11 protein-coding genes are annotated in these 13,356 nt (G+C 63.8%); 9 read left to right on the top strand and 2 right to left on the bottom strand.

What is annotated here, in order from left to right; all coding sequences use genetic code 11:
• From cydD to HKL97_RS10710, 8 genes are all read left to right on the top strand, one after another.
• Positions 1 to 1,172, top strand: a 1,172-nt coding sequence (gene cydD, locus HKL97_RS10745) for a thiol reductant ABC exporter subunit CydD (RefSeq protein ID WP_291425167.1), incomplete at its 5' end; no start/stop codon positions are given.
• On the top strand, positions 1,160 to 2,845 hold the full coding sequence (cydC, locus tag HKL97_RS10740; RefSeq protein WP_291425165.1) for a thiol reductant ABC exporter subunit CydC: 1,686 nt from the start codon (positions 1,160 to 1,162) through the stop codon (positions 2,843 to 2,845). The genes cydD and cydC, both read left to right, overlap by 13 nt.
• 208 nt (positions 2,846 to 3,053) lie before the next feature.
• Positions 3,054 to 4,676 (top strand): cytochrome ubiquinol oxidase subunit I, encoded by a 1,623-nt coding sequence (locus HKL97_RS10735; protein WP_291425163.1) that lies wholly within the window; start codon positions 3,054 to 3,056, stop codon positions 4,674 to 4,676.
• Positions 4,677 to 4,691: 15 nt separating this feature from the next.
• Positions 4,692 to 5,831, top strand: a complete 1,140-nt coding sequence (cydB, locus tag HKL97_RS10730) for a cytochrome d ubiquinol oxidase subunit II (RefSeq protein ID WP_291425161.1) — start codon at positions 4,692 to 4,694, stop codon at positions 5,829 to 5,831.
• Positions 5,832 to 5,841: 10 nt separating this feature from the next.
• Positions 5,842 to 6,033: a hypothetical protein gene (locus HKL97_RS10725; RefSeq protein WP_291425159.1), complete on the top strand. Its 192-nt coding sequence runs from the start codon at positions 5,842 to 5,844 to the stop codon at positions 6,031 to 6,033.
• 241 nt (positions 6,034 to 6,274) lie between these two features.
• A complete protein-coding gene (locus HKL97_RS10720) occupies positions 6,275 to 8,290 on the top strand; it encodes a thioredoxin domain-containing protein (protein WP_291425157.1) in 2,016 nt (671 codons plus the stop codon).
• Entirely contained in the window at positions 8,277 to 8,768 is a 492-nt protein-coding gene (gene msrB, locus HKL97_RS10715; RefSeq protein WP_291425155.1) for a peptide-methionine (R)-S-oxide reductase MsrB, read from the top strand. The genes HKL97_RS10720 and msrB overlap by 14 nt, the downstream gene beginning before the upstream one ends.
• Positions 8,769 to 8,845: 77 nt before the next feature.
• Complete coding sequence (locus HKL97_RS10710) at positions 8,846 to 9,256, top strand: DUF3775 domain-containing protein (RefSeq protein ID WP_291425153.1); 411 nt, start codon at positions 8,846 to 8,848, stop codon at positions 9,254 to 9,256.
• On the opposite strand, the gene HKL97_RS10705 is transcribed toward HKL97_RS10710, so the two are convergent.
• A complete protein-coding gene (locus HKL97_RS10705; protein ID WP_291425150.1) occupies positions 9,253 to 9,807 on the bottom strand; it encodes a cytochrome b in 555 nt (184 codons plus the stop codon). The two genes, HKL97_RS10710 and HKL97_RS10705, sit on opposite strands and share 4 nt — an antisense overlap.
• A 19-nt stretch (positions 9,808 to 9,826) precedes the next feature.
• The gene (locus tag HKL97_RS10700) at positions 9,827 to 10,525 is read right to left on the bottom strand and encodes a VIT family protein (RefSeq protein ID WP_291425148.1); all 699 of its coding nucleotides are present in this window, start codon (positions 10,523 to 10,525) and stop codon (positions 9,827 to 9,829) included.
• Between the two features lie 116 nt (positions 10,526 to 10,641).
• On the opposite strand from HKL97_RS10700, the gene HKL97_RS10695 reads away from it, so the two are divergent.
• Positions 10,642 to 13,194, top strand: coding sequence for a cation-translocating P-type ATPase (locus tag HKL97_RS10695; protein ID WP_291425146.1), 2,553 nt, complete (start codon positions 10,642 to 10,644; stop codon positions 13,192 to 13,194).
• Positions 13,195 to 13,356 lie beyond the last annotated feature (162 nt).

The following is a 13,356-nucleotide window of genomic DNA, read 5'->3' as shown; positions in this document are numbered from 1 at the left end:
TGCTGATGAGTTCGCATTTTCTTGACATGCTGCAGGGGATCACGACGCTGAAGCTGTTTGGCCGGGCGCGCGATGAGATAGAGATTGTGGCGCGGATTTCCGATGATTACCGCAAGACAACGATGGCGGGGGTAAGGATTGCGTTTCTTACCTCGGCGGCGCTGGAGTTTTTCGCCAGCCTGGCGATTGCGCTGGTGGCGGTGATTTTTGGCGTGCGGCTGCTGCATGGGCGGATTGATTTCTATCCGGCGTTTCTCGTGCTGTTGCTGGCGCCGGAATATTTTGTGCCGTTGCGCGGGCTTTCCACGCATTACCACGCACGCATGAGCGCGATTGCGGCGGCGCGGCGGATTTTTGAGGTGCTGGATGCGCCCGTGCCCGCGGCAGCGGTGGCGCCGCTGCCGCCACTGCCGCGGGGTGTTGCGATTTCATGCGAAAATCTTGAATTTTCCTATGAGGGTGGGGAGAAGGTGCTCGACGGGCTGAGCTGCGTGTTTCCGGCGGGACGGATGACCGCGGTGGTAGGGCCAAGCGGGGCAGGCAAGACCACGCTGGCGCGCGTGCTGCTGGGGTTCATTCAGCCGCAGGGGGGACATGTGCGCATTAACGGCGCGGCGGAGCTGGGCGCGGTGGCGGTGGAGGGCTGGTGGGAGAATTTGGCATGGGTGCCGCAGAATCCACGGTTGTTTCATGGCAGTATCGCCGCCAATTTGCGCCTGGGGCGGCCGGGTGCGGATACGGATGCGCTGCGCGATGCCGCGCGCAAGGCCCGGGCGCTGGAATTCATAGAGGCGTTGCCGCAGGGGTTTGAGACTGTGATCGGCGATCTGGGGCAGGGGCTTTCCGGCGGGCAGATACAGCGTATCGCGCTGGCGCGGGCGTTTTTGAAAGATCCGAAGCTGCTGATCCTGGATGAGGCCACGGCGAATCTCGACCTGGAGAGCGAGGCGCTGGTGATGGATGCGATCATGGATCTCGCGGTGGGGCGCACGGTGATCATGATCGCGCATCGGCTGGCCATGGCCGAGCGCGCGGACAGTGTGGTGGTGTTGCAGGCCGGGCGGGTGGCCGAGTGCGGCACGCCGGCACAGCTGCGGGCCAGCGGCGGGCTATATGCCGCGATGCGCAATGCTGGGCGCGAAGGGGTGGAGGAAATCTCATGCGCGATCTGATCCGCCTGCTGCGGTTGTTTGATGGCTACCGGGGCTGGATGCTGGGCGGCGTTGCGCTGGCCTGCCTCACCGTTCTGGCGAATTTTGGCCTGATGGCGCTCTCCGGCTGGTTTCTGGCCGCCGCCGCGCTCACCGGGCTGGCGGGCTTTGCCGCGCAGAATGCGTTCAATTTTTTCAGCCCGGCCGCGGGGGTGCGGTTTTTCGCGACCGTGCGCGTGGCCTCGCGCTATGTGGAGCGGCTGGTGACGCATGACGCAACCTTCCGGCTGCTCGCGCAGCTGCGTGTGTGGTTCTACACAAAGCTGGAGCCGCTGGCCCCGGCGGTGTTGCAGGGTTACCGGGCGAGCGATTTGTTGTCGCGCATTGTCGCGGATATCGACACGCTGAACATGTTCTACCTGCGGGTGTTCGTGCCGTTTGCCGTGGCCTGCGGGGCTGGGGTCGCGATGGTGGCGTTCTTTGGCGTGTTCTCCTGGCCGGCGGCGCTGGCGCTGCTGGCGGGGCTGGCGCTGACCGGGGGCGCGTTGCCGTGGCTGACGCAAAAGCGGGGTGCGTCTGCCAGCGGTGAAATGACGTGGCTGAACGCGGATTTGCGCGCGGAAATGGTCGATGCCGTGCAGGGCATGGGCGAATTGCTGAGCTATAATGCCGCCCCCGCCTTGCAGGCGCGCGTGGCGGGGCTGAATGCGCGGCTGATCGGGCGGCAGGCGGAGATGGCGCGCATCACCGGGCTGGGCAGCGCGGCCGCCGGGTTGCTGACGAATTTCACGCTGTTGCTGGTGGTGGCCGCGGTGATTCCGGCGGTGAGCGCCGGGCGGCTTGCCGCGCCGCAGCTGCCGATGCTGGCTCTGGGCACCATGGCGGCGTTCGAGGCGGTGGCGCCGTTGCCGGTGGCGTTCCAGTTTCTCGGGCAGATCCGCGCGGCGGCGGCGCGAATCTTTCAGATCGCGGATCAAAAGCCCGTGATCGTCCCGCCCGCGCATCCTTCGCCCCGGCCGGAGCGGTTTGATCTCGACCTGCGCGGAGTTTGTCTGCGTTATGCCGGGGATGCGCCATGGGCGTTGAACGGGTTGGACCTGCATATAAGCCAGGGCTGTCATGCCGCGATCATGGGCGCCACCGGAGCGGGCAAGACCAGCCTGATCAACCTGCTGCTGCGCTTTCATGAGTATCAGGCGGGGAGCGCGAAATTTGGCGGGGTGGAGCTGCGGGACTTCCACGCGGAGGATCTGGCGGGGTATTTCAGCGTGGTCTCCCAGCGCAGCTATTTGTTCCATACCACGATCCGCGACAATCTGTTGATCGCCAAGGGCGAGGCGGCGGAGGATGAGCTGTGGCACGCGCTGGAAGTGGCGCAACTGGCCGGTTTCGTGCGGGGGTTGCCGCTGGGGCTGGATACCATTGTGGGCGAGGCGGGGGTTCGGCTTTCCGGCGGGCAGGCGCGCCGCGTGGCGATTGCGCGGGCGGTGCTGAAGGACACGCCCTGGCTGATTCTCGACGAGCCGACCGAAGGGCTGGACACCCTGACCGAGCAGGCCTTGCTGCGCGATCTGCGGCCGGTGATGGCGGGGAAAACGGTGCTGTATATCACCCATCGCCGGGCCGGGCTGGCGGTTATGGATGTGGTTTATACACTTACAGGCGGTAGAGTTTTTCTGAGGCAGGCCAATTAGCAGTATATGAATTTGTATTATTCTGCATAAAGCGTGACGAAGTGGTTAAGAGAGTAGAATTATACTGCAATTGGCCGGATTACGCGGATTTTATTATCTGAACAGGCTTTGATATAGATCAACTCACTCGAAGTAGGCCCCGCGTATGGTACGCCGGTATGTTCATCAAAACTGAAACACAGCACCAATCGTAGCAGGAGCATTTGTAATGCCGCTCATAGACCCAACGGTTGTAGACCTCTCTCGTCTACAATTTGCCTTGACTGCCCTCTATCATTTTCTCTTCGTGCCTTTGACCCTTGGCATGACCATGATCCTCGCCGCGATGGAGACCACCTACGTCATCACCGGTAAGCAGGTTTATAAGGACATGACCCAGTTCTGGGGCAAGCTGTTTGGCATCAATTTCGCCATCGGTGTCGCTACCGGCCTGACCATGGAATTTGAATTCGGCACCAACTGGTCGATGTTTTCGCATTTCGTTGGCGACGTGTTCGGCACGCCGCTGGCCATTGAAGGGCTGATGGCCTTTTTCATGGAGTCGACCTTCATCGGGCTGATGTTCTTTGGCTGGGACCGGCTGAGCAAGCCGGCGCATCTGGCCATAACCTATCTGGTGGCGCTTGCCTCCAATCTTTCGGCATTATGGATTCTCATCGCGAACGGCTTCATGCAGGACCCGAAAGGGGCCAGCTTCAATCCGGATACGATGCGCATGCAGTTCAACAGCTTTGTGCAGCTTGTGTTCAGCCCGGATGCGCAGGCGAAATTCGTGCATACCTCGATTGCCGGTTTTGTTACCGGGGCGATGTTCGTCATGGGTGTCAGCGCTTATTACCTGCTCACCAACCGGCATAAGGAATTCGCAGCGCGCTCAATTCGCATGGCCGCAGTGTTCGGCCTGATCTCGACGCTGGCCGTGGTGACGCTGGGCGATGCGCTCGGGCGGCTGGATGATCTGCTGCAACCAACCAAAATCGCGGCGATCGAGGGGCTGTGGCATACCACGACCTCGCCGGCCGCGCCCTGGCTGGTGGCGGCGCTGCCGGACGATAAAACGCAGAGCAATGTGTTTGAAATCGGCGTTCCCTATGTGCTGACGCCGCTGATTACACACACGTTCGACAAGTCGATTCCTGGCCTGATCGATCTTGAAGGCGCCGCGGGGCCCAAGATCCTCAACGGCATCAAGGCGATTGACGCGTTGCAGCAATACAGCACGACGCATGACGCGGCCTCGCTCGCCACGTTCAAGCAGTATGAAGACGACATGGGCTACGGCTTTCTGGCGCAGCAGAACGCGCCGAATCAGGACCTGAATGCGATTACCCCGGCTGAGATGCCGGCGGTGGTGCAGCAGACCGAGTTGGACACCGTTCCGAATGTGTTCGTCACGTTCTGGGCGTTCAGGATCATGATGTTCCTGGGCTTCTACTTCATCGCGCTGTTCGCGTTCATGGCCTATTTCAGCCTGAAGAACCAGCTGGAGAACAACAGGTTTCTGCTGAAGCTCTGCATGATCTCCATTCCGGCGCCCATTCTGGCTTGCGAATTCGGCTGGATCACGGCCGAGGCCGGGCGCCAGCCGTGGTCGGTGTATGGCTGGCTGCCGACGTTCCAGGCCGCCTCCAGCCATAATGTTGGCTACATGGTCTTCTCGCTCATCGGCTTTGCGTTGCTCTACAGCCTCTTCATCGCCGCGGAGCTTTATCTGATGTTCAAATACGCCCGCCTTGGCCCTCAATCCCATGACCATGCAGCCCCGGTTGCCGGCACGGGCGCATTGCCGATGTTCGCCAAACCCGGCTTTGCCGCCAAGTCCTGGGAATAGGAAGGAGACTGACAAATGGAAATCTATGTTGCTCTGAAAATTATCTGGGCCGTTCTCCTGGGGGTTCTGCTGACCGGCCTGGCCGTGATGGTGGGCATGGATATGGGGGTTGGCACGCTGCTGCGCTTTGTCGGCAAAAACGATGCCGAGCGCCGCACCGCGCTCAACATCATCGGCCCGCATTGGGATGGGAATCAGGTGTGGTTCATCCTGGGCGGCGGCGCCATTTTTGCCGCCTTCCCCACGCTGTACGCCACCTCGTTCTCGGTGTTCTATGTGGTGATGATCCTGCTGCTGTTCAGCATGATCATGCGCCCCGTGGCATTTGAATACCGCTCCAAGGTGGATGCCAAATCCTGGCGCGCCACATGGGACTGGGCCTTCCTGATCTCCGGCGCGGTGCCCATGATCATCTACGGCGCGGCTTTCGGGAATGTGCTCGAAGGTGTTGGCTTTCATTATGGCTGGACCGGCCAGTACTACCAGGGCGAATCCTTCCTCAGCTACCTGCTCAACCCCTTCGCGGTGATGTGCGGTGTGATGTCGCTCTCCTTGAGCATCTACCAGGGCGGCACCTTTTTGATGTTGCGCGGTGTTGAGCCGATCTACAGCCGGGCGCGCCTGTTCGCGAGCTGCGGCGGCCTGCTGGCGGCGGTGATCTTCGCGGTGGGCGGGCTTTGGGTTTCGCATCTCAACGGGTATGTGTTCACCGGCGCGGTGAATCCCGGCATGCAGGCGACGCCGCTTGGCGGGCCGGCTGTTGCGGTGCAGGCGGGTGCCTGGCTGAACAACTATAACAACCACCCCATCCTCTGGCTGGCGCCGGTGCTTGGGTTCGTTGGCATGCTGGCGGGTACGCTGGCGCTGCGGCTGCACCTTAAGGTGCTGGCCTGGTGGCTTGGCGCGGTTGCCTGGGCCGGGACTATCAGCACGGTCGGGTTCGCGATGTTCCCGTTCCTGATGCCGTCTTCCACCAATCCGAGCCAGAGCCTGACAGTCTGGAATGCCACCGGAAGTGCCTATAACCTTGGTTGGATGTTGTTTTTTGCAGCGGTCTTCGTGCCGATTATTCTGTCCTACACCTCATGGGCGTTTTATGTCATGCGCGGCAAGGTGAAGACCGAGACCATCGTTAACGATCCGCATAGCTACTAGGAGTTTTGAGATGAAAACCTTTACAAAATTTCTGGGCCTGGCGGTGGTGCTGTTGATCGCCATCGTGCTGGCGGTTCTCTGCGGCGACTATGGCCCCTGGTATTTCGCCTGGCTGGTTGGCACGACCATGATTATTCTCATTGCGGTGGCGGGAGGCGTTCTCTTCGAGACCCAGCTCGAAACCCAGAAGAAAGGAAGCTGACCATGCTTGGCGATCTTGAAGGGCTGATCATTTTTATCCCGTTCCTCTATCTGGGATTATACGGCCTCGCCTATCTCTACACGCGGAAGAAATTTCCATAGGGTAGAGTTGATCCTTCCGCGTTGAAGGCAAGGATTGACCGGCCGCTCCTCTCGGGGTGGCCGGTTTTTCTTTTGGCCTGTGTTCTGGTGTGCTTGCCTACGCGTTCCCATCTACCCTGGATAATGTGGAGGTGGCGGGCATGGTTAACAGGCTGGGTGAGGCGTCATCGCCCTATTTGCGGCAGCATAAGGACAACCCGGTGCACTGGCACGTCTGGGGGGCTGAGGCGCTGGAAGAGGCGCGGGCGCGCAATGTGCCGATCCTGCTCTCCATCGGCTATGCCGCCTGCCACTGGTGCCATGTGATGGCGCATGAGAGCTTTGAGGATGAACGCGTCGCCGCGCTGATGAACGCGCATTATGTGAATATCAAGGTCGACCGCGAGGAACGGCCGGATATTGACCAGATTTACATGAGCGCGCTGCACGCCATGGGCGAGCAGGGCGGCTGGCCGCTGACCATGGTGCTCACCCCGGCGGGAGAGCCGTTCTGGGGCGGCACCTATTTCCCGCCCGAGCCGCGTTTCGGCCGGCCGAGTTTCACCCAGGTGCTGAGCGCGCTGGCCAAAGCGTGGGAGACGGATCGCGCGCGCATAGGCGAGACCGTGGCGGCGATGGGCCGGGCGTTGGCGGCCAGCGCGGCGGCGCGTCCGGGCGCGCTTCCTGGCCCGCAAGCGCTGGATAATGTGCGCGGGTGGTTTCTGCGCGGCATCGACTGGCGGCATGGCGGCAGCGGTAGCGCGCCGAAATTCCCGAACACGCCGGTTTTCAGGTTGCTGTGGCAGGAGGCTTTTCGCGCAGGGGATGCGCGGGCGGGCGAGGCGGTGACGCTGCTGTTGAACGCCATCTGCCAGGGCGGGATTTATGACCATCTCGGCGGCGGCTTCGCCCGCTATGCCACGGATCAGGCTTGGCTGATCCCGCATTTCGAGAAGATGCTCTATGATAACGCGTTGATACTGGATTTGCTGGCGCTGGCCCACGCGCAAACCGGGACGCAACTCTACGCGGCCCGCGCGCGCGAAACCGTGGCCTGGCTGCGGCGCGACATGCGCGAGGAGGGCGCGTTCGCCGCCTCGGAAGATGCTGACAGCGAGGGGGTGGAAGGCAGGTTCTATGTGTGGGAGGTGGAGGAGATAAGCGAGGTTCTGGGCGCGCAGATAGAGTTGTTCGGCGCGCATTACCCGCTGCCCCCGCATGGCAACTGGGAGGAGCGGATTATCCTGGAACGCAAGACCCCGCTGGGTGATGCTGCCACCGAGCTGGCGCTTGCCGATTGCCGGGAGACGCTGCTGGCGCGGCGGAGCGGGCGCATCCGCCCCGGCCGGGATGATAAGATTCTGGCGGATTGGAACGCGCTGACCATCGCGGCGCTGGCGCGTGCGAGCTTCGTGTTTGGCGAGCCGGGCTGGCTGGACGAGGCGGCGCGGGTGTTTGACTTTATTTCGGAGAAAATGGGCAGGCCGGATGGCCGCATCGCCCATGGTTATCGGGGCGGGATCATCTCCGCCGCCGGGCTGCTGGAGGACCAGGCGGCGATGCTGCGCGCCGCGCTGGCGCTGTATCAGGCCACCGGCGAGGCCGCGCGCCTTGCCCAGGGCTTGCGCATTTTGAGCGCGGCGGAGGAAAACTTCAGCGATGGGGCAGGGGCTTTCTACATGGCGGCGCATGATGCGGCGGATGTGCCTGGGCCGCGCGGGCGCAATGTCACCGATGGCCCCACGCCTTCGGGCATCGGGCTGATGGCGGAGAATTACGCGATTTTGTTTCATCTCACGGGCGATGCGGCATACCGCGCCAGGGCCGAGGCGGTGCTGGCGGCCTATGGCGGGCGGGTGGAAGCGTTGGCGGCTTCACCGGTGTTGCTCGCGGCGCTGGATATATTGGAGAACGCCAGCTGCGTGGTGGTGACTGCTGGGGCCCGGGACCTGGCCCGCGCCGCCCTGGCCGCGCCCGACCCCGCCGTGGTGGTGTTGCAGGTTGCGGCGGACGCCGTGCTGCCACCCGATCATCCGGCATACGGCAAAACTTCGGCAGTGCCCGCCGCCTTCGTCTGCCGGGGCGGCACCTGCGCCCTGCCGGTGACAACCCCAGGCGCGTTGAAGGCGTTGCTGCGTCCGTTCCCGAAAACAGGAGTATCTCATGAACAGGCGTAATCTTTTTCTCTCCGGCTCCGCCGCGGCATTGTTTGGCGGCTCCGCCGCGGCATTGTTTGGCGGCTCCGCCGCCGGGGCCACCCAAACCTATGAGGTGACGCATAGCGACGCGCAATGGCGGAAATTACTGTCCCCGGCGGCGTATGACGTGCTGCGCCAACAAGGCACCGAGGCGCCGTTTTCCAGCCCGCTGCTGAACGAGCACCGCGCGGGCATTTTTGGCTGCGCCGGGTGCGCGTTGCCGCTGTTCTCCTCCAAAACCAAATATGACAGCGGCACCGGCTGGCCGAGCTTCTGGGCGCCGCTGCCTGATGCCGTGCTGACCGCCCGCGATAACTCGCTCTTCATGGAGCGCACTGAGGTGCATTGCCGGCGTTGCGGCGGGCATCTGGGGCATCTGTTCACCGACGGGCCGCCGCCGACGGGCTTGCGCTATTGCATGAATGGCGTGGCGCTGCGCTTCACGCCCGCGGCGTGATGACGGTTTGGCGTGCAATTGTTGCTGATTTGCAGTAATCTTGCGCTCAGAGAGGCCCTGTACACAGCGAGGGAAAAATGGCCGAAGAACCGAACTTGTCGATTGCTCTCGAAACGATCTGTTTCATTATCGCCAAGGCGCGGCAGTTTGACGCCAAGGACGAGGTGACCGACCCGGACCCCGGTTCCAACGCGAGTGATGATGACATGCGCGCCGTGCTGGAGGACCATTCTGACGATCCGGTGCGTACGGAGCTTTCCAGCGTGATCTGGGCCTTGAACGAGGATGCGCAGGTGGATCTGGTGACGATGACTTGGCTCGGGCGCGGCGATGGGGACATCAGCGATTGGGACGCGCTGCGGGGCGAGGCGGCGCGTGACCATAATACGCGGACGGCGGATTATCTGCTCGGCATTCCGCTGCTGGCTGATTACCTGGAGGAGGCGCTCGCGCAGTTTGGCCTGTCCTGCGCGAGCGTTCAGGATTAGAGCGGGTTACGCGCGCGTAGCGGCAGCATCCGGCGCAGGGTATCGTCGCGCAGGAGGTAGTGGTGGTACAGCGCCGCCAGGGCGTGGCCAGCAACCAGGATCATGATCAGCCAGGCGTTGAGATCATGAATTTCATCGACAAAGCCGCCGGTTGCCTTGGAGAAGGTGCCGAAGGGCGAGGCGATGAGCAGGCCGAAGAAGCTCAGCGCGTGATTATCGGTCCAGCGCGTGAAAAAGCCCAGGGGAATTTCGGCGGCGATAAGCGTATACAGCGTATGGTGCATCGCCTTCGCGGCGCGGTCCATGAGCCCGGTTCCGGCGGCGGGTGCGCTGTAGAAGGGGGTCAGGCGCCATAAAATACGCAGCGCGATGACGGCGGTGAGGATCACGCCGAAGGACATATGGCCGGTGATCATGACATGCCGCACGGCCTTGGGGAAAAAATCCCAGGTCTCGGCCGAGCCGAATTGCAGCACCACCAGCGCCGCGGTGGCCCAGTGCAGGATGATGGAGACGCCGTCGTAACGGGCCGGGACAGTTGCGTTATTCATGTGCGCGGGGTGCTCCGGTTCAGGCTACGGTGCCGAACAGCCGGCCGATGCCGGTTGTCGCCGCCATGGCCAGCGCGCCCCAGAAGAGCACGCGCAGGGCCGGCCTCAGCGGCGCGGCGCCCCCCGCCTTGGCGCCCACCGCGCCGAGCACGGCCAGGAAGAGCATGGCGCCGATGCCGATGGCGGGCATCACCAATGCCAGCGGTGAGACCACGGCGATGATCAGCGGCGCCGCGGCGCCCGCGGAGAATGTCAGCGCCGAGGCGAGCGCGGCTTCAATGGGGTTGGCGCCCGTTGTGTGTGAAATACCCAGCTCATCGCGGGCATGCGCGGCCAGCGCATCCTTGACCATGAGCTGGCGCGAGACTTCGCGCGCGAGTTCCGGCCCGACGCCGCGGCTGACATAAATCTGCGCCAGCTCTTCGGCCTCGTGGGCGGGGGACGTCATCAGCTCGTGCCGTTCCTTGGCCAGCGCGGCGTTCTCGGTGTCGCTCTGTGAACTTACCGAGACATATTCGCCGGCGGCCATCGCCATCGCGCCCGCGACCAGCCCGGCGACGCCGGCGACCAGCGCATCGTGCTGTGTTCCCCCCGCGGAGACCACGCCGAGGATAAGGCTGGCGGTTGAGATAATGCCGTCATTGGCGCCCAGAACGGCGGCGCGCAGCCAGCCGGTCCGCTCAATCAGATGGTTTTCCGTGTGGATATGTACGATCATGTGCGTCAAATTCCTTTTCCGCCGTTGGTATAGCATCGCCCAAGCCGCAGGCATATTCAGCCGGATCATCGCGCGAAACATTGCACGGCAGTTTCGATTGGCTCTAGGCTCGCCGGATGGCGAAACCGATTGACCCAGCCATGCCGGGTAGCGGACCTGGGCTGTCCTCGGCCGAGGCGAGAGAACGGCTGCGCCTGGATGGGCCGAATGAACTGCCGCAGGACCAGCGCCGCCATTTGCCGCGTATCGCCTGGGATGCGGTGCGCGAGCCGATGCTGCAACTGCTGCTGGGCGCGGGTGTTATCTATCTGCTGCTCGGGAATCTGGCGGAGGCGCTGATCCTGCTTGGTTTTGCCCTGCTCAACGTGGGCATGGTGGTGGTGCAGGAAACCCGCACGGAAAATGCCCTTGCGGCACTGCGCGGCCTCGCAAGCCCGCAGGCGCTGGTCTGGCGGGACGGGCAGCGCCTGCGCCTGCCTGCCCGCGAGCTGGTGCGTGGCGATGTGATCAGCCTGAACGAGGGCGAGCGGGTTCCGGCGGACGCCCTGCTGCGAGAGGCCAGCGCCATGCAGGTGGACGAGGCATTGCTGACCGGTGAGTCCGTGCCGGTGCGCAAGCGCGCCGGAGCGGCTGGTGAACCGGATGCCGTACCCGGGGGTGATGACAGCCCCCATGTCTGGGCTGGCAGCCTGATTGTTGGTGGCAGCGGCGCCGCGCTGGTAACCGCGACGGGGCCGCGTAGCGCCATCGGCCGCATTGGCAAATCGCTGGGGACGGTGGAAGCGGCGCCGGCACCGCTGCAGGTGCAGATGCGCCGCCTCGTCTGGGTTTTTGCCACGGTGGGCATCGCGGCCTCGGTTATCACGGCCGTTGTTTACGGGCTGCTGCATGGCCAGTGGCTGCAGGCGATTCTCGCGGGCATCACCCTTGCCATGGCCGCGCTGCCCGAGGAGTTTCCGCTGGTCCTCACGATCTTCCTCGCGCTGGGCGCCTGGCGCTTGTCGCAGCGGCATGTGCTGGTCCGCCGTTCGGCGGCGATCGAGGCGCTGGGCACCGCGACGCTGCTTTGCGCCGACAAGACCGGCACCATGACGCAGAATCGTATGTCAGTGGCGGCGCTCAAGGCCGGGGGGCAGAGCCTTGCCGTGGGGGAGGCGGCGCGGGAACTGCCCGAGGCGTTTCATGAGCTGGTGGAATTCGCCATTCTGGCGAGCCGGGCGGACCCGTTCGACCCGATGGAGCAGGCGTTTCACCGCCTGGGCCAGCGGTTTCTGGCTGATACGGAGCATCTGCACGCGGGCTGGGAACTGGCGCGCAATTATCCTCTCCAGCCTGAGCTGCTGGCGATGTCCCAGGTGTGGCGGGCTGGCGCGGGCGGGCCTTATGTCATCGCGGCGAAGGGCGCGCCGGAGGCGGTGGCGGACCTTTGCCATATGGATGCGCCCGCGCTGGAGGCGCTCCGCCAGGATGTGACGCGGATGGCAAATGAGGGCCTGCGGGTTCTGGCCGTGGCCAAGGGGGTGCATGCCGGGCCGGTCTGGCCGGAATCGCAGCATGATTTCGGCTTTACGTTTTTGGGGCTGACCGGGCTGGCCGACCCGCTGCGCCCTGGCGTAAGCGAGGCGGTGGCGGCGTGCCATAGCGCCGGCGTTGACGTTGCCATGATCACCGGAGACCACCCCGCGACGGCGCTGGCCATCGCGCAGCAGGCGGGCATCGCCACCGGCGGCGTGCTGACTGGCCAGGAAATCGCCACGCTGGATGAGCCGGCGCTGCGTCAGCGCGTTGCGCAGGCGCGGGTGTTCGCGCGCATCATGCCGGAACAGAAACTGCGGCTGGTGCAGGCGTTCGCCGCCAATGGCGAGGTCGTGGCGATGACGGGCGATGGCGTCAACGACGCGCCATCGCTCAAGGCCGCGCATATCGGCGTGGCGATGGGCGGGCGCGGCACGGATGTGGCGCGGGAGGCAGCGTCGCTGGTGCTGCTGGATGACGATTTTACCAGCCTGGTTGCGGCCATCCGCCTGGGGCGGCGGATTGACGGCAATTTGCGCAAGGCCTTCGCCTATATCCTCGCCGTGCATGTCCCCATTGTTGGTATGTCGTTGATTCCGGTGCTGCTGGGCTGGCCCTCGCTGCTGGGGCCGATCCATGTGGTGTTCCTGGAGCTGATCATTGACCCAGCCTCCTCTATCGTGTTCGAGGCTGAGGCCGAAGATGCGGATGTGATGTCCCGCCAGCCCCGGCAGCCTGGCGCATCCTTGTTCGATCTGCCGTTGCTGGCGCGCGGGCTTGGCCAGGGCGTTGTGGTGCTGGCCAGTGCGCTGGTGGTGTTTCTGGCCAGCATGGGCGGGCCGGGCAGTGAGGCGGCAGCGCGGGCCATGGCGTTTGTTGCGCTGGTGCTGGGTAATTTCGGACTGGTGCTGACCAGCAAGGGGCTGGATTCCAGCGCACTGCGGGCGCTGCGCACGCCAAACCGGGCCTTGGCGATTGTTGCGGTCATCGCGCTGCCGGCGTTGGCATTGGCGCTGGCGGTGCCGCAGTTGCGCCATCTCTTTGGGTTTGCGGCATTGAGCGCGGGGCAGATTGCGTTTGCCGCCGCCGCCGCCGCTGGCAGTTTTGCGGTGAATGAGGCGCTGGCATGGGCCATGCGGCGCGTGCTTAAATAAGCCGTCTAGTACCCTGCGTCATTCATGACGCAGGGTACTGCGCGCGGGTTGGTGGGCGGCGCGCGCTAAATATGACGCTAGTGTCCTGATTCGGAAGTCGTCTGCATTTTAGGCATTTGTTGTGAGGGAGCGCAGGCAGAAGCGTTGAATTGAGGCGAGGAT

It is taken from the genome of Acidocella sp. (genome assembly GCF_013044125.1).
Taxonomy (GTDB): Bacteria; Pseudomonadota; Alphaproteobacteria; order Acetobacterales; family Acetobacteraceae; genus Acidocella.
Note: the sequence above shows the minus strand (reverse complement) of the source record. Positions and strands in the feature narration are given on the sequence as shown.